We start from the raw sequence: 22,302 nt of genomic DNA, 5'->3' as shown, positions 1-22,302 counted from the left end.
GTACCCGACACCGGAACGGGGGTCTGCACGGTTTCTACGCCGCGGCCGCTTCGGGCACCGGGGTTTCCCAGCGCGGCTTGACCCGCTGCAGCACCGCCGCGGAAACCACGCCGAGCAGCAGCACACCCATCGGCAGCAGCATCGTCACGCGGGCGGCGTCGGTCAGTCCACTGTGGACCGCCTCGGTCGCCAGCTTCCCCGCCCGCGCGGCGATCTCCGCGGGCAGACCCGGCATCGGCGACGGACCGCCGGCCGAACCGAACTCCCCGGTGCTCGCCGCCGCGTGCGCGATCCCCTCGGCGAACGGCGCCCGGTACTGCTCCGGCAGCTGCGCGGCCGCCTTCGTGGCCTCGTCCGCGATGGACGCGCTGATCCGCGCCTGCAGCAGCACGCCGATCGCCGCGCTGCCGAGCACGCCACCGACCTGGCGGGCGGTGTTGAAGATGCCGGACGCGGTCCCGGCCAGCCGCGGTTCGACCGAGCCCATCGTCAGGTTGCTCATCGGCGAGAAGATGCAGCCGATGCCGAGCCCGCACACCAGCAGCGCCGGCACGAACGACCACGGGTTGCTGTCCGGCGTCGCCTGCAGCGCGATGACGCCGAGCCCGGCCGCGAGCGCCGCCAGGCCGAACATCACCAGGTACTTGCCGTTCACCTTGTCCGACGCGCGCCCGACGAACGGCGCGATGATCCCGGACAGCAGCGACATCGGCGCGGTGAGCAGGCCGCCCATGGTCGGGGTCAGCCCGAGCACCGACTGGATGTAGATGACCAGCGGCAGGAACATGCCGGTCATCGCGAAGCCGACGGTGGCCGCGGTGAGCGTCCCGGCCGAGAAGTTCCGGTTCGAGAACACCTGCAGCGGCAGCAGCGGTTCCCGCTTGTTGAACCGCTGCCACACCAGGAAGGCGATGAGCAGCACCACGCCGGCACCGATGATCTCGAACACCGTGATGCCGCCGAAGACCGTGCCCCAGTCGTACTGCTGCCCGTTCTGGACGCCGAACACGATGCACAGCAGCGCCGCGCTCGACAGCACGATCCCCAGCACGTCGAACGAGTGGGAGTGCTTCGGCTGCCAGTCCGGCACCAGCAGCACGGTGAGCACGACGGCGATCGCGCCGATCGGCACGTTGACGAAGAAGATCCACTCCCAGCCGAAGTGGTCGACCAGCACGCCGCCGAGCAGCGGGCCGGCGATCGTCGCCAGCCCGGCGACGCCGCCCCACATGCCCATCGCCGGGCCGCGCTTGGCCGGCGGGAACAGGTGCGTGATGAACGCCAGCGTCTGCGGTGTCATCAGCGCGGCGCCGAGCCCCTGCACGGCCCGCGCGGCGATGAGCATCTCGGCGTTGCCGGACAGGCCGCACCACAGCGACGCGCCGGTGAACACGATCAGCCCGGCGAGGAACACGCGCTTCGGGCCGAACCGGTCACCGAGCCGGCTGGTGAACAGCATCGGCACGGCGTAGGTGAGCAGGTAGACGCTGATCACCCAGACGATCGAGTTCAGCCCGGCGCCCAGCTCGCGCAGCATGGTCGGGATCGCGATCGACACGATCGTCGTGTCGAGCAGGATCATGAAGAAGCCGAGGCACAGCGCGCCGAGCGCGGCCCACGGGTTAGCTTGTCTTGCGTTCATCGTCGTCTTCCCTGGTGATGAGCGTGAGCTTGGGTGGTTGGTGGTCCTGGAACGGGATCCGCCCGGACCGCAGGTCCTCGGCGAGGCGTTCGGTCCACTCGAGTTCGAACAGCCGGTGGTCGCACTGGTAGCGCCAGTCGAGCCAGTAGATCTCCGGCACCTGGTTTTCGGTGAGCCGCTGCTGCACGGCCCGGTCGGAGGCCACCGCGGCACGCAGCCGCATGAGCCGGGTTTCGAGCTCGTTGAGCGACGCCTCGCGCCCCAGTTCGTCGATCACGGCGAGCCCGGACAGGTAGGCGGGGAACTCCGTGGCGACGTCCCCCAGGAGTTCGCGGGCGCGCTGGTTGAACTCGTCGAGCCCGGTCTGCGTCATGCCGTAGACGGTCCGTTCGGGCCGCCTGCCGTCGCGCTGGGTGTCGACGACCTCGATGAAACCGCTGCGGTGCAGCCGTTCCACGGTGTGGTAGAGCGAACCCGCCTTCACGTTGACCCGGGTGTCGACGTACCGCTCGCGCATGAGCGCGGCCATCTCGTACGGGTGCATCGGCCGCTCGTGCAGCAGTTCCAGCACGGCGATGCCGAGCGGTGTCAGCTTGGCCGAGGCCATGACGTGGTCCCTCCCGGTCGGTTATTCCACGTGGACTATACGACGTGGGATAGGGAGGGGTCCACGGTCATTCCTGTGACGGTTCGTACACAGCGTGAAGGCCCCCACGCTGTCGTCATGGGGGCCTTCACGCTGATTCTCAGAACGGCCAGTCGGCTCTGCGGCCTCGTTCGAGCAGCGGGATCATCCGGAAGCCCTGGTCGGTCAGGCCGCCGAAGGTGTGCCGCTGCCCACCGCCGGACGGCGCGTGGCCGGCCTGGTAGCCGGCCAGGTTCCAGGTGTACAGCGGCACGTGCGCGGGCAGCGCCTGCCCGACGTCGCCGTACGCGGCCTGCTCGTCGGTGAGGATCACGACGCGGTCGTGGTGCGCGAAGTGCTCGTGCACCGCGCCCACCGTGTCGGTGCCGCCGCCGATGAAGTACCCGCCGGACTTCCAGCGCTCGACGTCACCCAGCAGCGACCCGCCCCGGCTCAGCTTGAACACCTTGGTGCCCTGGCGGTGGTCCCAGGCGCCGTCGGAGAACGAGACGAGGTCGGCCTTCGCGCAGCGCCGTGCGAGCGCCAGGCCGAAGACCGCGGCCGCGTCCCACCGCATGAGGCTGCCGTCCCTGCTGAACCGGTCCTTCATGGACGCCGACGTGTCGACGAGGACGAGCGTGCGGCCACCCAGCACGGGCACGTTGGCCAGCGCGTGCGCGATCGCCCGCTCGAGCGCCCACGCCCACCGCAGCGACGGCGCCGCCCGGTAGGCCGCGAGGAACCGCATGGGCAGCTGCCGCGACTTCGCCACCTGCACCCGGCTCGCGAGCCGCTCGGCCACCCGCTGCGCGACGTCGTCCGAGACGCCGGCCTCGTCGAAGTTGCGGAGGTTGCGGAGGAGAGCGGTGTAGCCCATCGACGGGATCAGCGCCTCCCAGACGCGCGCGTCCAGCGGACCCTGCAGCCACCCGGCGACGGACTCCCACGTCATGCCCGCGGCGCGGAGCACGCCCGCCGCGTCCGGCCGGCCGAAGAGCTTCCGGCGATCGGCGACGGCCCAGCTCATGAGCTCGGCGCGGGCGCGGAGGGTGGTGAGGGCGTCCGGGATCGCGTTGCCGCGGTCGTGCCGCTCGTCGAGGATGTGCTTGAACAGCGCACCCCCGCCGGCCGGGTGGGTCAGCTCGAGGACGTCGGCGAACCGGAACGCGCGCGCGGCGGAGTCCCACTTGACGAAGGCCCGCTCGTCGTAGAGCTTCACCGCGGCATCGGCGACACCGCGCTTGACCGGCTTCGGAAGGGCGCGGCCGTGCACGGACGTCCAGTAGGCGAGCAGCTCACCGGGCTCGTCGGCCCGCTGCAGCACGTCGGCGACGACCTGACGGCCGAGCCCGTCGAGGCCGGCGTCCCGCCGCGCCTTGACGAACTCGGCGGCACCGACGAGCGACGCCGTCCGCAGGTGCGCGCCGGTGCGCAGCCAGCGCAGGAACCGGGCGGTCCACTGTGGATCGTCCAGTGTGGACTTCCGGACCAGCTCGGCGTACCGGGTGTCGCGCGTGTCCGCGGACTCGTAGAAGGCGTGCTCGCCGACCATGTTGGTGACGGCGAGCAGGAAGAGCTCGGACTTGGTGTCGCGGGCGTACCCGGCACCACCCTGGTGGGTGACGGTGGACGCCGTGGCCTCGCCGCGGACCGGCGAGGTCGCGGCGGGCGCGCGTGCGGTGTTGAACTTGCTCATTTCTCCCCCTGGTGCGGGAGCCACGGCGATGCCCGAGATCGAAGTCGGTGAAGGTACGTAGCTGCTCTAGGCCGCTGAGCTACCGGACCGTGCGGTGGTCCGGGAGGGATTCGAACCCCCGACCTGCCCATTAAGAGTGGAAGTAACCCTCGCCTGCGCACCGGGCATCGGTGTCGCCGTGGCTCCCTTGTGCAGCCCAAGGTAGCAAGCGATCGGCGGCGGGACGACCGGTTTTCCGGCCGGGTCCCGCGCCGCCCGGAAGTCAACTAGTTCGTACTAAGAACTATATATGCTATGTTCGTAGTGCGAACTAACTGGGAGGAATCATGACGCACTTCGGCATCGGCGTGTCCACCGCGGTCACCGCCGTCTCCGGCACCCTCGAACTGGCCGCCCAAGCCGACCGGAGCGGGCTCGATCTCATCACCGTCTCCGATCACCCGTACCACGCCGATCGGCTTGATGCGTACGCCGAAATCGGGGTCCTGCTCGGCAAGACCGAACGGATCTCCGGCTTGGTCAGCGTCACCAACCTGCCGACGCGGCCGGCGGCGATGCTCGCTCGGACGATCACCTCCCTGTCCGCGTTGACCGGCGGCCGGATCGTGCTCGGCATGGGGGTCGGCGGGCTGTGGGACGACATCGCGCGGCTCGGCTTCACCAAACTGACGCCGGGGCAGGCCGTCCGCGCCTTCGAAGAAGGCATCCGGCTGGTGAAGCTGCTCGGCGGGGGCGGTGCGCCGGTCACCTTCGACGGCGAGTTCTACCAGGTCACCGACCTGGAACCCGCCGCGGAGGCGATGCCGGCGGTGTGGACCGGGTCCGTCGGGCCGAAGTCCCTCGCCGTCACCGGGCGGGTGGCCGACGGGTGGATGCCCGGGCACGCCGCCGACTGGCTCAGCGAGCGGTACCGGACCTCGCGGCCGCTGATCGACAAGGCCGCCGTGGACGCCGGGCGGGATCCCGGCGAGATCGAAACCGTCTACAACTTCCCCGGGCGGATCACCGCCGAGCCGCTCGCCAAGACCCGCACCGACGACGGACGCTGGATCGGCGGCTCGCCCGCCCAGTGGATCGAAGAGCTCACCGGCGCGGTGCTGGAGCACGGCGCCGCGGGGTTCGTGCTCTTCGGGCCCGGCGGCAGCACGCCCGACGCCGTCGCCACCGCGCGGTGGGCCGAGGAGATCGTGCCCGCGGTGCGGGAAGCCGTAGGCTGATCGGATGGGGAAGAGCGGGGCGGACCTCGGGGTGGTGGCCGGGCTCGTGCGGGCGTCGTTCCTGGTGAACGCGGTCTACGCCGAGTCCGCCCGCGAGTACGGGCTCACCGTGCAGCAGGGCCAGCTGCTCTGCGTGCTGATGAGCCGGCCGTACGGGATGGGCGACCTGGGCGCCACGCTCGGCCTCGAAAAGTCCAGCCTCACCGGCCTGGTCGACCGGGCGGTCAAGCGCGGGCTCGTCCGCCGCGAACCCGACCCGGACGACCGCCGGGCCGTCCAGGTCCTCCTGACCGGCGAAGGCAGCGAGCTCGCGGAGGACTTCTACGCGGCGACGTGCCGCCGGGTCGACGAGCTGGCCGCGGGCCTGAGCACCCCGGACCGCGACCGGCTCGCGGCGTTGCTGGGGACGATCGTGCGGGACAACGAAGCCCCGACGGTCTTCCTCGACGCCCTTCAGCCCTGAGGCAAACCCGAAGCGCGCCAAGCACCTTCGCCGGGGTGAAGCGGCCGACGCAGCGAAGCAGCGCGATCGCCCCACCACGACGTACGCGGCTTCGGCTTCTCCGGCGTCTTCGCGACCGACGCCGCGGCGATGATCGCCGTCAGCGCCGCCAGCTCGGCGTCGGTCGGGTTTCCGCGGACCACCCTCAGCAGGGGGCGCTGCTTTTCCTCGCTCACAGCGGGATGTTCCCGTGCTTCTTGGGCGGCAGCGATTCCCGCTTGTTCCGCAGCAGGGACAGCGCCCGCGCGACGTGGCCGCGCGTGTGCGCCGGCACGATCACCGAGTCGACGTACCCGCGCTCGGCCGCCGCGTACGGGTTCAGCAGCGTGTCCTCGTACTCCTGGATCAGCTCGGCGCGCAGGGCGTCGACGTCCTGTCCTTCCGAAGCCGCCTTGGCGAGGGTCTTGCGGTGGACGATGTTCGCCGCGCCCTGGGCGCCCATCACCGCGACCTGCGCGGTCGGCCAGGCCAGGTTGATGTCGGCGCCGAGGTGCTTCGAGCCCATGACGTCGTACGCGCCGCCGTACGCCTTGCGCGTGATGATCGTGACCAGCGGGACCGTGGCCTCCGCGTAGGCGTAGATCAGCTTCGCGCCGCGGCGGATGATGCCGTTCCACTCCTGGTCGGTGCCCGGGAGGAAGCCCGGGACGTCGACGAAGGTGAGCACCGGGATGTTGAACGCGTCGCAGGTGCGCACGAACCGCGCGGCCTTCTCGGACGCGTCGATGTCGAGGCAGCCGGCGAACTGCGTCGGCTGGTTGGCGACCACGCCGACGCTGTGGCCGTCGACACGGCCGAAGCCGACGATGATGTTCGGCGCGAACAGCTCGTGGACCTCGAGGAAGTCGCCGTCGTCGACGACGCGGGTGATCACCTCGTGCATGTCGTACGGCGTGTTCGGCGAGTCCGGGATGATCGTGTCGAGCTCGCGGTCGGCGTCGGTGACGTCGTCGAAGAACCCGGGCCGGTCGGCGGGCGGCTCGAACACCGGCGCGTCCGACAGGTTGTTCTGCGGCAGGTAGGAGAGCAGTTCCTTGACGTAGGCGATGGCGTCCTCGTCGTCGGAACCGAGGTAGTGCGCGACACCGGACTTCGTGTTGTGGGTGCGGCCGCCGCCGAGCTCCTCGAAGGTGACGTCCTCGCCGGTGACCGTCTTGACGACGTCCGGGCCGGTGATGAACATCTGCGACGTCTCGTCGACCATCACGATGAAGTCGGTGAGCGCGGGGGAGTAGACGTGCCCGCCCGCGTTCGCGCCCATGATCAGCGAGATCTGCGGGATGACGCCGGACGCCTTGACGTTCCGGTTGAAGATCTCGCCGTACAGGCCGAGCGAGACGACACCCTCCTGGATGCGCGCGCCGCCGCCTTCGTTGATGCCGATGATCGGCCGGCCGGTCTTGATCGCCAGGTCCATCACCTTGACGATCTTCTCGCCGTAGACCTCGCCGAGGCTGCCCCCGAAGACGGTCACGTCCTGGCTGAAGACGCAGACCGGGCGGCCGTCGACGGTGCCGTAGCCGGTCACGACGCCGTCGCCGTACGGGCGGTTCTTCTCCTGGCCGAAGTTGGTCGAGCGGTGCCGGGCCAGCTCGTCGAGCTCGACGAAGGAGTTCTCGTCGAGCAGCAGCTCGATGCGTTCGCGAGCGGTCTTCTTGCCCTTGGCGTGCTGTTTCTCCACCGCGCGGGCCGAGCCCGCGTGCACCGCCTCGTCGTACCGGCGGTACAGGTCGGCCAGCTTGCCGGCCGTGGTGTGGATGTCCGGTTCGTCCTCGGGCGGCGTCCCGAGCGGCTCCGTCGCACTGCTCATGCCACGGGAGCTTAACTACTTGTCGGTCACTTCGCGTGTGGCGTAGGCAACGTCACGACGTCGTGGGCCTGACCAAGCCCGACTCGTAGGCCGCGATCACCAGTTGGGCCCGGTCGCGCGCGGTGAGCTTGTGCAGGAGGCGGCCGATGTGGGTCTTCACCGTGGCTATCCCCAGGTGCAGGCGGGCCGCTATCTCGTCGTTCGACAACCCGCGTGCGATCAGCGTCAGGACCTCCTGCTCGCGGGCCGTCACGCCGTCCAAGCGGGTCACCGGGCCCGAGGGGAGCCTGGCGAACTCCGCCACCAGGCGGCGCGTCACCGAGGGGGCCAGCAGCGCGTCGCCCGAGGCCACCACCTCGATCGCCGCCAGGAGGTCGGCCGGGCGGGTGTCCTTCAGGAGGAAGCCGCTCGCTCCCGCGCGCAACGCCGAATACACGTACTCGTCCAGGTCGAACGTCGTCAGCATCAGGACCTTCACGTCCGTCTCCCGGCAGATGCGGCGGGTCGCCTCGATGCCGTCCATCTCCGGCATGCGGACGTCCATCAGCACGACGTCCGGCCGCTCGACTCTGGTCAGGGCCACCGCTTCGGCGCCGTCGGACGCTTCGGCGACCACCTCGAGGCCCGGTGCACTGTCGACCAGGACCCGGAAGCTTCCGCGCAGCAGCGCCTGGTCGTCGGCGATCAGGACGCGGGTCATCGGGCCGCCACCTTCTCTTCGTAGGGCAGCCGCGCGAAGACGCGGAAGCCGGTTTCGGCCGGTGCCGCGGAGAATTCGCCGTCGTACACCGCGACGCGCTCGCGCATCCCGATCAAGCCGTGGCCCGGGGTCGCGGAGCCGCCGCGGCCGTCGTCGAGGACCTCGATGCGTACTTCGCCTTCGCCGCCGGTGATGTGGATGCGGCACGTCGACGCGGCCGCGTGCTTGACCACATTGGTCAGGGCCTCCTGCACGATACGGTACACCGACTGGCCGACCCCGCTCGGCAGTTCGGTGAGGCCGTCGATGACCAGGTCGACGGCGGGACCCGCCTGCTGCGCGCGTTCGGTGAGCGCCCGCAGATCGTCGAGCGATGGGGCGGGCGCCAGCGCCGGGACGCCGGTGCCGTCGCGCAGCACGCCGAGCATGCGCCGCAGCTCCGCGAGAGTCTCGCGGCTGGTGTCCTCGATGACGCGCAGCGCGTCGCGGGCCTGGTCTGGTTGTTCGAGCGCGACGTGGTTGCCGACCGCCGCCTTCACCGCGATCAAGCTCATGCTGTGCGCGACGACGTCGTGCATCTCCCGGGCGATCCGCAGCCGTTCCGCCGAAACCGCTTCCCGGGCATGGTTTTCCCGCTCGATCGCGGCGTATTCGCGGCGGCCGTGGACCGCGATGCCGAGCGCGAAACCGACGATCAGCGCCGACGCCCCGAAGTTCACCGTCGTCGCCGTGCTCGGGTTCGGCACCGCCACGCCGACCAGGCCGATCCCGAGCAGCCCCGCCGCCAGCCCGATCCGCGAGGCGCGGCTACCGCGGGCCACCACGAACGTGTAGAGCGCGCACCCGGCCGACACGACGGCGACCGCCAGCACCGGGCCGCCGATCGGCACCGCCGCCGCGGTCATCACCAGCGAGAAGATGTAGGCGGGGCGCGGCCACCAGCGCCGCAGCACGATCGGCCCGACGCTCAGCACGAGGATGGTCCAGCCGAGCCAAGCGGGCAGCCACAGCGGCAGCGACCACGCGCCGGCGGCGAGGTTGCCGCCGGCCCCCAGGGTCAGCACGAGAACGGCCAAGACGTCCAGGACGACGCGAATGCGCATGAACCGACGGTAATGCGGACTTTCCGGCCGCGCGTCAACCTTGGGTCGGATGCTCCGCGTACTGCTTCTTCACGGCTTCGACGCGCTCGGGCGGCCAGTCCGGCAGGGTGACGCCGTGGGTGGCGGCGAACAGCTTGTCGAGTTGCTCGTGCCGCCGGGCCAGCTGCGCCGGGACGTCGTCGCCCGCCGCTTCGGTGAACTCGACGCGGTTGCCTTCGAGCGGGTCGTGGACCAGGCGCCAGCCGGGTTCGTCCGGCAGCAGCGGCCGGAGTTCGGCCTCGGGTTTCCAGCCGAGGTCGCGGCGGAAGCGGATCGTGCCGTCCGCGAGGACTTCGCCGGCGTCCAGGCCGAATTCCTCCACATAGGACACCATCCGCTCGTGCCACTCCTGCGGCTGCTCGAAGTCCTGCCCGGCCAGGCGCGCGGCGAGGGCGTCGAGGCAGACGTCCCAGCCGGCGGCGGTGCGGCCCCCGGCGAGCTTGGCGATCGCCGGGTCGCCGCGGCCGAAGGTGTGGGTGAACTCCAGGAGGCTGCCGTCGCCGTCGGCGGTGATCAGCCAGCGCAGGGTGTCGTCGTTCCAGACGAAGGTGAACTCGCGCGGCGGGTCGGCGGTGACGACCCGCCCGGTCGTCGTGCTGTCCTCGCCGGGGAAGGTGAACCGGATCGCGCCACCGGCCCGCAGCTCGACGTCGACCTTCGCCGGGAACCAGTGCTCCAGCTCCGCCGGGTCGGTGATGGCGTGCCAGACCTTCTCGGGCGCGTGCTTCAGGCGGCGTTCCAGCCGGAGCACCGGGCGCTCGCCGTCGGTCTGCAGCCTCGCTCGTCCGGACACGCTTCCTCCCGTGGGTTGCCTGTGCCGGTATATAACCACTGAGGAATATGCGGGGTCAAGCGCCGCGGACGGCGGAGACGGCGGCGGCGAGCTCCGGGTCGCTCGCGGCCTTGTCGAGCGCGGTCCGCAGCACCGCGTTGTACGTCGGCTCGGTCTCGGAGTAGCGCTTGCGGCCGGCGTCGGTGATCACCGAGTAGACGCCGCGGCGGTCGTCTTCGCACAGGTCGCGGATGGTCAGGCCGGCGTCTTCCAGGCGGGCGCACATCCGGCTGACCGAGCTCTGGTTGAGGCCGATCGCGTCGGCGAGCTCCTGCATCCGCAGGCCGCCCCGCGGACCCGCCACGAGCTTGCCGAGCGCGCGGTACTCGGACAGGCCGAGCCCGTGGCGCCGCTGCAGGGCTTTGGCGAGTTCCTGCTCGATCCGGGCGTGCAGCACGAGTACGCGGCCCCAGGCCTGCTCGTCGACGGTCATCTTCCGGCCTCCTCTTGACGCCAGGATAGTCCAGGGACAGTATTTATATGTACATGCAAGTACATCGAGAGGGCTGACATGAGCGATCGCAGCTTCCTGTTCCTGGTGGGCGCCGCGCGGGCCGGGGGCAACACCGAAATGCTGGCCCGGCTGGCGGCCAAGGAGCTGCCCAAGGACGTCGAGCAGCGGTGGATCCGGCTGCCGGAGGTGCCGCTGCCGCCGTTCGAGGACCGCCGCCACGGCGCCGGGGCGCACCCGGAGCCCGGCGAGAACGAGCAGCTGCTGATGGACGCGACCTTCGCCGCGACGGACATCGTGATCGTGTCGCCGGTGTACTGGTACTCGGTCGCGGCGAGCGTGAAGCTCTACCTGGACTACTGGTCGGGCTGGATGCGGCTGCCGGTCGAGTTCAAGCCGCGGATGCGCGGCAAGGCGCTGTGGGGGGTGAGCGTGCTGAGCGAGACGGCGCGCGAGGCACAGCCGCTGATCGGCACGCTAGAGCTGTGTGCGGAGTACCTGGGCATGGACTGGGGCGGGGTGCTGCTCGGCAACGGCAGCCGCCCGGGTGACGTGCTCCTGGACGAGGACGCGACGGCGGCCGCGCGGACGTTCTTCGCCGGCGCGGCCCTGGTCACCGCCTAGGTCAGGACGTCCTTCGCGATCAGGCGCAGGCCGCTCACCAGGTCGGCGCCCGAGGGGGCGTGGCCCGGGTCGATCAGCCACTGGAGCATCACGCCCGACAGCAGGGCCTGGTGCACCGTGCCGGCGGCCCGGGCCTCGGCGCTCTCGTCGTCGAGGCCCTGGAAGAGGTTCGCCAGGCCGTGGCGGGCCTGCTCGAGCGCGTCCGCCAGCTGGGCACGGACGTTCTCGTCGAGCTCCGGCTGCGAGTACGCCTCGAAGCTGACCGCCCACATCCGGCGGTGCTCGCCGAACGACTCGATCACCCGCTGCCAGATCAGCGCGAACCGCTCGGCCGGCGACGCGCCCGGCGGCGTCTCGACCTGCAGCGTCTTCGCCAGCGTTTCGCCCCACTCCTGGTTCGCCTCGATCAGCGCGGCGTTGAGCAGCGCTTCGCGTGAACCGAAGTGGTAGCCGATGGCCGCCATGCTCACGTTCGCCGCCGAGGCCAGGTCCCGCACCGTCGTGCGGGCGTAGCCCTTCTCGTACAGGCAGCGCTTCGCGCCGGCCAGCAGTGACTCCTTGTTGCCCATGCCCGAAGCCTAGCACGAACGTCTTAGGCAAACGCCTTGCGCGATCGCCCAAATCCGGGTTACCGTTCTCGGCATGCAGAACAACCGAGTCCTCATCTCCGGCGCGAGCGTCGCCGGCCCCGCCCTGGCCTTCTGGCTCCGCCGCCACGGCTTCGTCCCGACGGTCGTCGAACGCACTCCGGAACTGCGCGACGGCGGCTACGCGGTCGACTTCCGCGGCGCGTCCCTGCGGGTTCTCGAACGCATGGGCCTGCTGGGCGCGGTCGAAGCGGCCGCGACCCGGATGGGCGATGTGACCTATGTGGACAGTGACGACCGGCCGCTGGTGGTCACGCCCGCGACGTACCAGAGCGGCGAGCTCGAAGTCCTTCGCGGCGACCTCGCGCGCATCCTGTACGACGCGACGCGCGACGGCGTCGAGTACGTCTTCGGTGACTCGATCACCGGCCTCACCGAGCACAGCGACGGCGTCACGGTCACCTTCGCCCACGGCGAGCCGCGCGAGTTCGACCTGGTCATCGGGGCCGACGGGCTGCACTCGAACGTGCGGTCGCTGGCCTTCGGCGACGAGGCCGGCTTCCGCCACGACCTCGGCTACTACGTCTCCATCTTCACCGTCCCGAACCACCTCGGCCTCGACCGCGTCGGCCGGTTCTACAACGAGCCGAACCGGACCGTCGGCGTCTACAGCGCGCGGGACAACACCGAGGCCAAGGCGCTGCTGTGGTTCGGCTCGGACAGGCTGGACTACGACCACCGCGACGTCGAGCAGCAGCGCCGGATCGTCGAGGAGACGTTCCGCGACGTCGGCTGGGAGACGCCGGCGCTGCTGAAGGCCATGCGGGAGGCGCCGGACTTCTACTTCGACTCGGCGAGCCAGATCAAGCTGGACTCGTACGCGCGCGGGCGCGTCGCGCTGGTCGGCGACGCCGCGTACTGCGCCGCGCCGCTCTCGGGGATGGGGACGAGCCTGGCGATCGTCGGCGCGTACGTGCTCGCGGGCGAGCTCGCGGCCGCCGGCGGCGACCACGCGACGGCGTTCGGCGCCTACACCCGCGAGATGCGCGGCTTCGTCGACGCGTGCCAGAAACTGGCCGTGGGCAACGGGAAGTGGTTCGTCCCGCCGACCCGCGGGTGGCTGCGGTTCCGCAACCTGAACTACCGGCTGCTGCCGTACCTGCCGTGGCGCAAGCTGATCGAAGAGCTGCCGCTCAAGGCGGGCAACGCGATCACGCTGAAGCCGTATGCGGTGGCGCCGGCGTGACACCGCGGCGTTTCGCGATGCCGGCCATGTTCTCCTCGCCCCAGTCGCCCAGCGGCAGCAGGGCCGTGTTCAGCCGCTGACCCAGGTCGGTCAGCGAGTATTCGACCTTCGGTGGGATCTCGTGGAACACCTCGCGGTGCACGATCTCGTCCGCCTCCAGTTCCCGCAGGGCCTGGATCAGCACCTTTTCGCTGATCCCCGCCACTTTCCGCTTCAGCTCGCCGAACCGCAGCGGCTCGGCGTGCAGCGCCCAGAGGATGAGGGCTTTCCACCGGCCGCCGATCACGTCGACGGCCGCGTCCAGCCCGCAGCGGTAAGTTCTCGCCAGCATGCAGGATCCTTACGTTTTGGTGGGTACCTGACTTATTAGTCGGTACTTGTCCAGTGTAAAGCGCGCCAGCAGCATGGAATCCATGGGAGAAAGCAAGAAACGCGTGGGCGTGCTCGGCCTGGGGCGGATGGGCGCCGCCCTCGCCGGGGCGCTCTTGGGGGCGGGACACGACGTCTCGGTGTGGAACCGGTCGCCGCTCAAGGCGGGACCGCTGCTCGACCGCGGCGCCCGCCTCGCCGCCACCCCGGCGGAAGCGGCGTCGGCGGACGTCGTCCTCAGTTGTCTGTCCACATACGACACTCAGCAGCCGGTGCTCGAGGCGGCTGCCCTCACCGGCCGGACGCTGGTCAACCTCACGTCCGGAACACCGGAGCAGGCGCGTGCGGCCGCGAAGTGGGCCGCGTCCGAAGGCATCGGCTACGTGGACGGCGTGATCATGGCCGTCCCGCAGGGCATCGGGACACCGGCGGCGCAGCTCCTCTACGGCGGCGCGGAACCGGCGTTCGCGGCGCAGCGTGACGTGCTGGAAGTGCTGGGGACACCGGTGTTCCTCGGCGAGGACGCCGGGCTGGCGGCGCTGTACGACCTGGCGCTGCTGGGCATGATGTGGTCGACGATGGCCGGGTACCTGCAAGCGCTGGCGCTGGTCGGGACGGAGGGCGTCACGCCGGCGCAGTTCGCGCCGATGGCCACGGCGTGGCAGTCGGCGGTCGGCGGCTTCCTGCCGGGCATCGGCGAGCAGGTCGCGAGCGGCGACTACGCGACCGACGTGTCCGCTTTGGACATCAACGCGGCCGGGCTCGCCCTGCTGGTCGAGACGAGCCGCGCGCAGGGCATCGACACGGCGGTGCCCGCCGTGTTGCAGGAGTTGTTCGACCGAGCGGTCGCGGCGGGCCACGGCGCGCACGCGATCGCCAGCGTCATCGAGGAGATCCGGTGAAGTACCAGGGGAAGAAGGCGGTCGTCACGGGCGGCACGCACGGCATGGGACTGGCGGTGGTCCGCGCCCTCCTCGACGGCGGCGCGGAGGTCCTGCTGACCGGCCGGGACGTGACGCCGCTGGAAGGGCAGCTGCCGGGCAAGGCGCACCTGCTGTCCTCGGACGCGGCGCGCCTGGCCGACGTCGCCGAGCTGGGTGCGGTGGCCGAGGACCGGCTCGGTGAGCTGGACCTGGTGTTCGTCAACGTGGGGTTCTCGACGCTGACACCGTACGAGGACGCGACGCCGGAGCTCTACGACCGGACGTTCGACGTGAACACCAAGGGCGCGTATTTCACGGCCCGCAGGCTGGCCCCGCTGGTCCGGCCCGGTGGCGCGTTCGTGTTCACGACGTCGGTCGCGGCCGAGGCGGGCATCGCGGGAATGGGGCTGTATTCGGCGGCCAAGGCGGCGGTGCGTTCGTTCGCCCGCACGTACGCGGCCGAGCTGGCGCCGCGCGGAGTCCGGGTGAACGTGGTCAGCCCGGGCTACACGGACACGCCGACGATGGGCGTCACCGGCGTGCCGGACGCGGTCTTGGCGGAGTTCAAGGCGATCGGCGACGAGACAACGCCGCTGAAACGCCACGCAACGGTCGAGGAGGTCGCGGCGGCGGTGTTGTTCCTGGCGTTCGAGGCGACGTTCACCACGGGCGCCGACCTCCCGGTGGACGGCGGGCTGGGGCAGCGGCTCACCCTGCCCGCGTGAGGTGGGCGCCCAGGCCGGTGATCCCCGGTGCGCGGTCGGGGCGGAGAACCAGATCCTCGTCGTAGTCGCCACCGTTCTGCGGGCGGAAGGGAATCGGATCCGCGGTTGCCAGCGTCCGCAAGCGTTTGCGTAGCCGGTTTCGCGCCTCGGCGAACTCCTCGTTCGCCACGCGGTCGGAGCCGTAAACCGGCACCGGGGGCAGCACCGACATCCCAGCGTAGAAGAGCGTCCCGTGCTGGAGGGGGAAGAGGACCTCGTCCAGGGCGCCGTTCACTCCGCGTGGCCCCATGGCCGGCTCGCGGGCACCCGCGGTGAGCACCACCATCGCGCGCTTGCCCGCGAGCCGGCCTTCGCCGTAGCGCAGGGTCCGGCCGTCTTCGGCGCGGACGCCGTAGCCGAAGCCCTTGACGAAAACGCGGTCGAACCAGCCCTTGAGGATGGCCGGCAAGCCGTACCACCACAGCGGGAACTGCACGATCACCGCGTCCGCCCACTCCAGCTTGTCCTGCTCGGCCACGATGTCCGCGCTCAGCTCGCCGCGCGCGTGCGCCCGGGCCGACGTCGCCCCGACGATCAGCCGCCCGTCCTCGGCTTCGGCGCCGAAGTCGCCCGCGTCGACCACCGGGTTCCACTTCATGGCGTACAGATCCGACTCCCGGACGTCGTGCCCGAGCTCCCCGAGCGTCCGGAGTCCGTCGTCGCGGAGGGCCCCGCTCAGCGAGCGCGGCTCGGGATGCGCGAATACCCACAACACATTCATGTCCTCGATGATCACGCCGCCGCGTGGCTCGATCGAGTGGCCGGATAGCCAACATGTGCAAGAATCGAGCCATGGCCGAATTCGTGCACCCGAACCGCCACCACGTCGCCGTCCTGGTCCGCCACGGCATGCTCGTGATGGAACTCGGCATCGTCCACCGGCTGTTCGGCCAGGCCCGCTCGGCGACGGGGGAGCCGCTGTACGAGGTCGTGACCTGCACGCTCGAGCCCGGCCTCGTCCGCACCGACGCGGACATCGCCATCCCGGTCGACCGCGGCCCCGAGGTGCTGGCCGAGGCCGACACGGTGATCGTCCCGGCGTCCCTGGCCGAGTACGAGCCGATGGCGCGCGTGCTGACCCCGCCGCTCAAGGCCGCCCTCGATCGCATCCCGGCGGACTCGCGCATCGCGTCCATCTGCACCGGCGCGTTCGTGCTCGCCGCGGCCGGCCTCCTCGACGGCCGCCGGGCCACCACCCACTGGCGCTCCGCCGAGGAACTGCAGGAGCGCTTCCCCGAGGTCGACGTCGACCCGTGCGTCCTCTACACCGACGACGGCGACGTCCTGACCTCGGCGGGCGTCGCCGCCGGCATCGACCTGGTGCTGCACATGATCCGCCGCGACCACGGCGCGGCGGTGGCCAACGACGTCGCCCGCGGCACGGTCGTCTCCCCGCACCGCGAAGGCGGCCAGGCCCAGTTCGTCCGGCGGCCGGTGCCGGAGCCCCGCACGTCGTCGACCAAAGCGGCGCGAGCCTGGGCCCTGGAGAACCTGCACCGGCCGCTGACCCTGCGCGAGCTCGCCGCCCGCGAGGCGATGAGCACGCGCACGTTCACCCGCCGCTTCCGCGAGGAGGTCGGCATCTCGGCCCTGCAGTGGCTGACCCAGCAACGCATCGAGCGCGCCCGCCAGCTCCTCGAGGAGACGGACCTCCCGGTCGACCGCGTCGCCACCGAAGCGGGATTCGGCACGGCGGCCTCGCTGCGCCAGCACTTCCAGGCAGCGCTCGGGGTGTCGCCGAGCGCGTACCGCTCGACGTTCCGCGGCGAACTGGCTGTTCAATCCGCCTAAGATTTCGCTAGCTTCACCGGCTATGGACGACTTCTACGTCAGCCACAGCCGCTTCACCGACCCGGGCCCGCACGTCGGCTGGCTCGACGCCACCCCCGGCGACCTCGCCGCCCTGCGACAAGCGGCATGCGGGCTGGTGTTCCACTACTGGGGCTCGGGCCCCATCACCGAACACGGGTTCCCGGCCGCCCGCAACGACGAGATCACCCTGCGGTACGCCGCGGACATGTGGGCCCGCCTGCGCGAGCTCGACCCGGCCCCGCCGAGCGAGCCGCGGCCGCCGCTGCACCGGATCGTCGGCTGCTGCCGCGACTTCACGCTCCTGTTCGTCTCGATGGCGCGCCACCACGGCATCCCGGCCCGCGCCCGCGTCGGGTTCGCGAGCTACCTGATCCCCGGCTGGTACCTCGACCACGTCGTCGCCGAGGTCCGCACCGCCGACGGCTGGCGCCTGGTCGAAGCCCAGCTGCCACCCGGCTTCCGCGACCCGGTGGACGACGTCGAGTTCGACCTCCTCGACGTCCCCCGCGACCGCTTCCGGACCGGCCCCGACGCGTGGACCGCGATCCGCGCGGGCGAGCTCGACCCGGCCCTGGTGGTCGTCAACCCGGACCTCGACGTGCCGTTCCTGCGCGGGATCCCGTACGCGTGGCAGAACCTCGTGCGCGACCTCGCGGCGCTCAACAAGCACGAGATGCTCCAGTGGGACATCTGGGGCGCGCTCGACGACACCGTGGAACTTCCCCCGGCCACCCTCGCCCGCGCCGACGAGCTGGCCGAGCTGATGGCCACCGCCGACGTCGAGCAGGTGCGCGCCGCCTTCGCGGCCGACGACGTCCGGGTGCCGCCGGTGATCCACACGGTCACCCCGCCGGGACAGCTTCCGGCCGAGGTAGTGCTTCGCTGACCTCGGTGGCCGTCCGCACGAACCGCGCGATCCGCGGGTCACGCGCCCCGGTCGGCCAGGCGAGCGCCAGCGCGTACGGCGTCGCGTCGACGACCGGCCGGTAGACGACGTCGTCCCGCGCGCTCAGCTCGGCGACCGACGCCGGCAGCAGCGCCACCGCCAGCCCGAGCGCGACCGTCTCCAGCAGCTGAGCGCTGTCGTGCACGATCGGCCCCGGCGTCACCGGCCCGCCGGTCACGTCCTGCCCGGACCAGTACGCCCGGTCCGCGGCCGAGGAGAGCGGCCAGCACGGTGTCGGCCGCCCGGCGAAGTCGGCGCAGGTCAGCACCGCCCGGCCGGCGAGCTCATGGCCCGACGGCAGCGCGGCCACCCGCGGCTCGCTGAACAGCACCTCGACGTCCAGGCCGTGGTGGGTGCCGCCCTGGCAGCCGAGCACGGCCACGTCGGCCCGGCCGTCCCGCAGCATCTCCGCCTGCTCGCCGAACCCGCTGACCCGCACGTCGACCGGGTCGGGGTGCGCGTCGGCGATCCGCCGCAGCAGATCGGTGGCGACGCCCGGCTTCGCGGTGACGACGAGCGCCGGCGTCTGCTGTGCCGCCCGCCGCGTCCGCCGGACCGCCGCGGTGACGGCGTCCAGCGCCTTCGCCGACTCGGCGAAGAGGACGGCCCCGGCCGGCGTCAGCGAGACGTGCCGGCTGGTGCGTTCGAAGAGCTGCACCCCGAGCCGCCGCTCGAGCAGCCGGATCGCGCGGGACAGCGGTGGCTGCGCCATCCCGAGCCGTTCGGCGGCGCGGGAGAAGTTCAGCTCTTCGGCGACCGCGCGGAAATACCGCAGCTCACGGACCTCGACATCGTCCATACCGGGAGAGTATCGCGGCAGAGTCCACAGGTCTTTCCCTTTCTGATTCGCGCATGGTGGGCTTGGTGTCGATAACTCCACAAAGGACGGACAACGGATGACGCAAACGCAGCACAACAAGGAAGTGGTCCTCGCCTTCCTCCGGCTGGCCTTCACCGAGAAACGCCCGGCCGACGCCTTCGCCGAGTACGTCGGCGACGGCTACGTCCAGCACAACCCCCACGCCCCGGCGGGCGGGGAGGCCTCGGCCCGCTACCTCGCCGGGTTCGTCGCGCGGTTCCCGGACCTCAGCCTGGACGTGCACCGGGTGATCGCCGAGGACGACCTCGTCTGCGCGCACAGCCTGCTGCGCCTGACGCCCGGCTCGCGTGGCAGCGCGATCGCGGACGTGATGCGGGTCCGGGACGGCCGGATCGTCGAGCACTGGGACGTGGTGCAGGAGGTCCCGGAGGCGACCGCGAGCGGCAACCCGATGATCTAGCCGGGCTGTTCGGTTCCCGCCGGGGCGATCCCGTGGAGCGCGGCGCTCACCACCGCGTCCACCGGCGGCGGGTCGAGGGGCGCCGTGTGCGGGAAGACCGCCGTCAGCACCGAGGCGTGGCAGTAGCCGACCAGCATGGCCGCCGTCGCGTCCACTTCGGACTCCGGGCGCAGGCGGCCCAGCGCTCGTTCCGCCTCGAGGTAGGCCACCAGCCGATCACGCCAGTGGCTGGACCGCTCGCTGATCTCCGCGAACCGCTCCAGCACCCTCGGCTGCGCGACCAGGCCGCTGAACGCCGGCACCAGCACCTTGTGCAGCGCCAGGCCGAACTCCAGGTGCCGGCGGAGGTTCCCGGTGAGGGTGCCTTCGCCGGCCACCGGCAGCTCGCCGAGCTCCGCCTCCGTCGTGCGCACGTGCTCCAGCAGGGCCCGGGCCACCAGCTCCTCCTTGTCGGAGAAGTGGTTGTAGAGCACGCCGTCGGCGACGCCCGCCATGCGCGCGATCTCCCGCACGGTCATGCCGGTCGTGCCGTGCGTGGCGATCATCTTCCGCGCGGTCTCGAGCAGCAGGTCGTGCAGTGACTGCCCGTCCCGCTGGGCGGCGGCTTTCCTCGGTGACATCAGCGCCATCGTACGGGCGCCCCGCTACGACCTCCTTCCCGTGACCAGCCACGCCGTGCCGCGCAACCGGACCGCGCCGGGCCCCGCGAACGGTTCGAGCGCCACGGCGAGAGCCTCGGTCGCCGCGGCCGCCCTCGCGCTGTCGACCAGGCCCAGGTGGTGGCGGACCGGCCCCCAGTCCGCGATGAACCGCGCCGCGTCGGGGACGTCCCGGCCCCAGACCTGGTCGGCCTCGACGCGGGTGCACACCACGTCTTCGAAGCCGGCTCCGGTCAGCACCGCCCGGGTGCGGTCCGGGTCCGCGAACGACGTCGGCCCGCTGCCGTCCGGCCCCGTCGGCTGCGGCAGGTACGCCGCCAGCGCGCCGAACACCCGGCCGAGGTCGGTGCCGGACAGCGCCGTCATGCAGAGGAACGCGAGCCGCCCGCCGGGGGCCAGCGCGCGCCGGACGTTGCCGAACGCGGCCACCGGATCGGCGAAGAACATCACCCCGAACCGGCTGACCGCCAGGTCGAACCCGCCTTCGGCGAACGGGTGGACCTGGACGTCACCCTGCTCGAACGTCACGTTCGGCACCTCGGCCGCCCGCGCTCGCGCGGTCGCGAGCATCGGCCCGGACAGGTCCACGCCGATCGCGGACCGGGCCCGCGCCGCCGCGAGCCGCGTCAGCTGGCCGTTGCCGCAGCCGATGTCGAGCACGCGGTCGTCCGCGCGCACTTGATCGAGCAGATAGCCGTTGAAGCCGCTGTTCACGGCGTCGTAGCGGTCGGCGTGCGCCGCCCAGTGCTCTCCCTCGTACCCGTTCCATGCTTCGGCCTGCGCGGTGTTGACGATCCCGGCCATCTTCATCCCCTCCGTTGTGAACAAGCGTTCATGAACACGTGTTCATGCTGCCGCCGCGACCATCCGGTGTCAAGGCATCGGCCACCCGTCCCCGGATGTCGGCCAGGTGGCAGATCTTCCGGCGAGCCGGACGCGGAAGACTTCCCGTCATCAGGGCACACCGCCTCTGACCAGCGAAAAGGAGCTAGAAATGGCCGACGTCATCGCCAACATGTCCATGTCCCTCGACGGCTTCGTGGCCGACCCGGAAGACCGCATCGATCACCTGTTCGAGTGGTTCGGCAACGGCGACGTCGAGGTCCCCACCGCCGTCGACTGGGCCACCTTCAAGACCTCCGAAGCCAGCGCGAAGATGCTGCGCGCGGCGATGGAGAACGTCGGCGCGCTGATCACCGGCCGCCGCCTGTTCAACCTCACCCAGGGCTGGGGTGGCACGCACCCGATGGGCGTCCCGGTCTTCGTCGTCACCCACGAGGAGCCCGCGGACTGGCCGCACCCGGACGCGCCGTTCACCTTCGTCACCGACGGCCTCGAAAGCGCCGTCGAGCAGGCGAAGAAGACCGCCGGCGACAAGAACGTCGCCGTGGCCAGCACGACGATCGCCCAGCAGTGCCTCAACCTCGGCCTGCTCGACGGCGTCCAGGTCGACCTGGTCCCGGTGCTCCTCGGCTCCGGCGTCCGCTTCTTCGAAAACCTCGACGCCACCACGAAGCTGACCGACCCCGAGGTCACCGAGGGCACCGGCGTGACGCACCTGTCCTACCGGGTCAAGCGCTGAGGAGCGTGACGTGCAGCGCGGCGAGGCGGGCGGTGTCGGCGATCACCTCATACGCCGCCACCCGCTCGCCCTCGACGGTCACGGCCAGGGCGAGCAGCAGCCGCCCGCGCGGCGCGACGACGACGCCGACCGCGCCGTCGACCAGGGCCGCTTCGGCGAACCGGGCCCGCTTCCCGAACACCTGGGTCTCCTCGGCGACCGCGCGGGCCCCGCGCACCTCGAGCGGTGCACCCACCGGCAGTGCAGCGGCGTCGGCGCGGCGGACGACGTCCGGGGCCAGCACGTCGAGCAGCGAGGCGAGGTCGCCGCCGCGGGCCGCGGCCAGGAAACGGTCGACCACCCGGCGGTGCCGGGCCAGGTCGGCTGGGGGCAGCGGCGTGGTGCCCTGGATCCGCTGCCGCGCCCGGCTCGCCAGCTTCTTCGCCGCCACCGGCGTGCGGTCCAGCACCGGGGCGATCCGGTCGAACGGCACCGCGAACAGGTCGTGCAGCACGAAGGCGATCCGCTCGGCCGGCCCGAGCGCGTCCAGCACGACGAGCAGCGCGCGGCCCACCGAGTCGGCGAGCGCGGCTTCGCCCGCCGGATCGGCGTCGGCCACCGGCTCGGAGACGACGTCCAACGGCTCCTCGCGGCGGGCTTTCCGTGACCGCAGCACGTCGAGGCAGACGCGGGAGACGACCGTGGTCAGCCAGGCCGCCAGGTTGTCCACCGAGTCCACCCGGTTCAGCCGCAACCAGGCTTCCTGCACGGCGTCGTCCGCTTCGGCCGCCGAGCCGAGCATCCGGTAGGCCAGCCCGCGCAACCGGCCGCGTTCGGCCTCGAATCCCGCCGCCAGGTCGTCCATCGGTCACCTTTCGCTCGCGTCCACCGTCGCCTCCTCGACGTATCCCCGC

26 protein-coding genes and 1 tRNA gene are annotated in these 22,302 nt (G+C 71.4%); 10 read left to right on the top strand and 17 right to left on the bottom strand.

Features of this window, described 5'->3' with window-relative positions; genetic code table 11:
- Nucleotides 1-34: 34 nt before the first annotated feature.
- The 4 genes from H5965_RS17285 to H5965_RS17270 form a co-directional block, all read right to left on the bottom strand.
- Complete coding sequence (locus tag H5965_RS17285) at nucleotides 35-1,642, bottom strand: DHA2 family efflux MFS transporter permease subunit (RefSeq protein ID WP_310971022.1); 1,608 nt, start codon at nucleotides 1,640-1,642, stop codon at nucleotides 35-37.
- Entirely contained in the window at nucleotides 1,623-2,249 is a 627-nt protein-coding gene (locus H5965_RS17280) for a PadR family transcriptional regulator (RefSeq protein ID WP_310971021.1), read from the bottom strand. The genes H5965_RS17285 and H5965_RS17280 overlap by 20 nt, the downstream gene beginning before the upstream one ends.
- Before the next feature lie 139 nt (nucleotides 2,250-2,388).
- Nucleotides 2,389-3,963 carry a TROVE domain-containing protein gene (locus H5965_RS17275; RefSeq protein WP_310971020.1) on the bottom strand — a complete coding sequence of 525 codons (1,575 nt, stop codon included), beginning with the start codon at nucleotides 3,961-3,963 and terminating at the stop codon, nucleotides 2,389-2,391.
- Nucleotides 3,964-4,058: 95 nt separating this feature from the next.
- Nucleotides 4,059-4,127 (bottom strand) — tRNA-OTHER (locus tag H5965_RS17270).
- Between the two features lie 162 nt (nucleotides 4,128-4,289).
- Between H5965_RS17270 and H5965_RS17265 the strand changes: the two genes are divergently transcribed.
- Together H5965_RS17265 and H5965_RS17260 are read left to right on the top strand one after the other, a co-directional pair.
- Complete coding sequence (locus H5965_RS17265; protein ID WP_310971018.1) at nucleotides 4,290-5,180, top strand: LLM class flavin-dependent oxidoreductase; 891 nt, start codon at nucleotides 4,290-4,292, stop codon at nucleotides 5,178-5,180.
- Between the two features lie 4 nt (nucleotides 5,181-5,184).
- Nucleotides 5,185-5,643, top strand: a complete 459-nt coding sequence (locus tag H5965_RS17260) for a MarR family transcriptional regulator (protein ID WP_310971016.1) — start codon at nucleotides 5,185-5,187, stop codon at nucleotides 5,641-5,643.
- Here H5965_RS17260 and H5965_RS17255 read toward each other — a convergent pair.
- Genes H5965_RS17255 through H5965_RS17230 form a run of 6 tightly spaced genes read right to left on the bottom strand, consistent with a single transcriptional unit; the run spans nucleotide 5,634 to nucleotide 10,599 of the window.
- Nucleotides 5,634-5,858, bottom strand: coding sequence for an acyl-CoA carboxylase subunit epsilon (locus H5965_RS17255; RefSeq protein WP_310971014.1), 225 nt, complete (start codon nucleotides 5,856-5,858; stop codon nucleotides 5,634-5,636). The two genes, H5965_RS17260 and H5965_RS17255, sit on opposite strands and share 10 nt — an antisense overlap.
- Nucleotides 5,855-7,492 carry an acyl-CoA carboxylase subunit beta gene (locus tag H5965_RS17250; RefSeq protein WP_310971012.1) on the bottom strand — a complete coding sequence of 546 codons (1,638 nt, stop codon included), beginning with the start codon at nucleotides 7,490-7,492 and terminating at the stop codon, nucleotides 5,855-5,857. Before H5965_RS17250 ends, H5965_RS17255 begins: the two co-directional genes overlap by 4 nt.
- Nucleotides 7,493-7,544: 52 nt before the next feature.
- A complete protein-coding gene (locus H5965_RS17245) occupies nucleotides 7,545-8,192 on the bottom strand; it encodes a response regulator transcription factor (protein ID WP_310971011.1) in 648 nt (215 codons plus the stop codon).
- The gene (locus tag H5965_RS17240) at nucleotides 8,189-9,295 is read right to left on the bottom strand and encodes a sensor histidine kinase (RefSeq protein ID WP_310971009.1); all 1,107 of its coding nucleotides are present in this window, start codon (nucleotides 9,293-9,295) and stop codon (nucleotides 8,189-8,191) included. The genes H5965_RS17245 and H5965_RS17240 overlap by 4 nt, the downstream gene beginning before the upstream one ends.
- 34 nt (nucleotides 9,296-9,329) lie before the next feature.
- On the bottom strand, nucleotides 9,330-10,127 hold the full coding sequence (locus H5965_RS17235; RefSeq protein WP_310971007.1) for an SRPBCC family protein: 798 nt from the start codon (nucleotides 10,125-10,127) through the stop codon (nucleotides 9,330-9,332).
- A 55-nt stretch (nucleotides 10,128-10,182) separates the two neighbouring features.
- Nucleotides 10,183-10,599, bottom strand: a complete 417-nt coding sequence (locus H5965_RS17230) for a MarR family transcriptional regulator (RefSeq protein ID WP_310971005.1) — start codon at nucleotides 10,597-10,599, stop codon at nucleotides 10,183-10,185.
- A 78-nt stretch (nucleotides 10,600-10,677) separates the two neighbouring features.
- Between H5965_RS17230 and H5965_RS17225 the strand changes: the two genes are divergently transcribed.
- The gene (locus tag H5965_RS17225) at nucleotides 10,678-11,241 is read left to right on the top strand and encodes an NAD(P)H-dependent oxidoreductase (RefSeq protein ID WP_310971003.1); all 564 of its coding nucleotides are present in this window, start codon (nucleotides 10,678-10,680) and stop codon (nucleotides 11,239-11,241) included.
- On the opposite strand, the gene H5965_RS17220 is transcribed toward H5965_RS17225, so the two are convergent.
- Entirely contained in the window at nucleotides 11,238-11,810 is a 573-nt protein-coding gene (locus H5965_RS17220; protein WP_310971001.1) for a TetR/AcrR family transcriptional regulator, read from the bottom strand. The two genes, H5965_RS17225 and H5965_RS17220, sit on opposite strands and share 4 nt — an antisense overlap.
- A gap of 73 nt (nucleotides 11,811-11,883) precedes the next feature.
- On the opposite strand from H5965_RS17220, the gene H5965_RS17215 reads away from it, so the two are divergent.
- Complete coding sequence (locus H5965_RS17215) at nucleotides 11,884-13,074, top strand: FAD-dependent monooxygenase (RefSeq protein ID WP_310970999.1); 1,191 nt, start codon at nucleotides 11,884-11,886, stop codon at nucleotides 13,072-13,074.
- Here H5965_RS17215 and H5965_RS17210 read toward each other — a convergent pair.
- Entirely contained in the window at nucleotides 13,040-13,405 is a 366-nt protein-coding gene (locus H5965_RS17210; RefSeq protein ID WP_310970997.1) for a helix-turn-helix domain-containing protein, read from the bottom strand. The two genes, H5965_RS17215 and H5965_RS17210, sit on opposite strands and share 35 nt — an antisense overlap.
- A gap of 82 nt (nucleotides 13,406-13,487) precedes the next feature.
- On the opposite strand from H5965_RS17210, the gene H5965_RS17205 reads away from it, so the two are divergent.
- A complete protein-coding gene (locus H5965_RS17205; RefSeq protein WP_310970995.1) occupies nucleotides 13,488-14,345 on the top strand; it encodes an NAD(P)-binding domain-containing protein in 858 nt (285 codons plus the stop codon).
- Nucleotides 14,342-15,091, top strand: coding sequence for an SDR family oxidoreductase (locus tag H5965_RS17200; RefSeq protein ID WP_310970992.1), 750 nt, complete (start codon nucleotides 14,342-14,344; stop codon nucleotides 15,089-15,091). The genes H5965_RS17205 and H5965_RS17200 overlap by 4 nt, the downstream gene beginning before the upstream one ends.
- Here H5965_RS17200 and H5965_RS17195 read toward each other — a convergent pair.
- Complete coding sequence (locus H5965_RS17195) at nucleotides 15,075-15,851, bottom strand: NAD(P)H-dependent oxidoreductase (protein WP_310970990.1); 777 nt, start codon at nucleotides 15,849-15,851, stop codon at nucleotides 15,075-15,077. The genes H5965_RS17200 and H5965_RS17195 overlap by 17 nt on opposite strands.
- A 71-nt stretch (nucleotides 15,852-15,922) precedes the next feature.
- On the opposite strand from H5965_RS17195, the gene H5965_RS17190 reads away from it, so the two are divergent.
- Together H5965_RS17190 and H5965_RS17185 are read left to right on the top strand one after the other, a co-directional pair.
- On the top strand, nucleotides 15,923-16,921 hold the full coding sequence (locus H5965_RS17190) for a helix-turn-helix domain-containing protein (protein WP_310970987.1): 999 nt from the start codon (nucleotides 15,923-15,925) through the stop codon (nucleotides 16,919-16,921).
- Between the two features lie 22 nt (nucleotides 16,922-16,943).
- Nucleotides 16,944-17,828, top strand: a complete 885-nt coding sequence (locus tag H5965_RS17185) for a transglutaminase domain-containing protein (RefSeq protein WP_310970984.1) — start codon at nucleotides 16,944-16,946, stop codon at nucleotides 17,826-17,828.
- Here the strand turns inward: H5965_RS17185 and H5965_RS17180 are convergent.
- Complete coding sequence (locus tag H5965_RS17180) at nucleotides 17,785-18,687, bottom strand: LysR family transcriptional regulator (RefSeq protein WP_310970982.1); 903 nt, start codon at nucleotides 18,685-18,687, stop codon at nucleotides 17,785-17,787. The two genes, H5965_RS17185 and H5965_RS17180, sit on opposite strands and share 44 nt — an antisense overlap.
- A gap of 97 nt (nucleotides 18,688-18,784) precedes the next feature.
- Here H5965_RS17180 and H5965_RS17175 point away from each other — a divergent pair, with 97 nt between their 5' ends.
- Nucleotides 18,785-19,168, top strand: coding sequence for a nuclear transport factor 2 family protein (locus tag H5965_RS17175; RefSeq protein WP_310970980.1), 384 nt, complete (start codon nucleotides 18,785-18,787; stop codon nucleotides 19,166-19,168).
- Here H5965_RS17175 and H5965_RS17170 read toward each other — a convergent pair.
- Both H5965_RS17170 and H5965_RS17165 read right to left on the bottom strand, forming a co-directional pair.
- Nucleotides 19,165-19,797 (bottom strand): helix-turn-helix domain-containing protein, encoded by a 633-nt coding sequence (locus H5965_RS17170; RefSeq protein ID WP_310970978.1) that lies wholly within the window; start codon nucleotides 19,795-19,797, stop codon nucleotides 19,165-19,167. The two genes, H5965_RS17175 and H5965_RS17170, sit on opposite strands and share 4 nt — an antisense overlap.
- 15 nt (nucleotides 19,798-19,812) lie before the next feature.
- Nucleotides 19,813-20,631, bottom strand: coding sequence for a class I SAM-dependent methyltransferase (locus H5965_RS17165; RefSeq protein ID WP_310970977.1), 819 nt, complete (start codon nucleotides 20,629-20,631; stop codon nucleotides 19,813-19,815).
- A gap of 190 nt (nucleotides 20,632-20,821) precedes the next feature.
- Here H5965_RS17165 and H5965_RS17160 point away from each other — a divergent pair, with 190 nt between their 5' ends.
- On the top strand, nucleotides 20,822-21,409 hold the full coding sequence (locus H5965_RS17160) for a dihydrofolate reductase family protein (RefSeq protein ID WP_310970972.1): 588 nt from the start codon (nucleotides 20,822-20,824) through the stop codon (nucleotides 21,407-21,409).
- Here the strand turns inward: H5965_RS17160 and H5965_RS17155 are convergent.
- Nucleotides 21,399-22,253 (bottom strand): sigma-70 family RNA polymerase sigma factor, encoded by an 855-nt coding sequence (locus H5965_RS17155; protein ID WP_310970971.1) that lies wholly within the window; start codon nucleotides 22,251-22,253, stop codon nucleotides 21,399-21,401. The genes H5965_RS17160 and H5965_RS17155 overlap by 11 nt on opposite strands.
- Nucleotides 22,254-22,302: the final 49 nt, after the last annotated feature.

Origin of the sequence: Amycolatopsis sp. 505 (assembly GCF_031625235.1) — a bacterium.
Classification (GTDB): Bacteria; Actinomycetota; Actinomycetes; order Mycobacteriales; family Pseudonocardiaceae; genus Amycolatopsis.
Note: the sequence above shows the minus strand (reverse complement) of the source record. Positions and strands in the feature narration are given on the sequence as shown.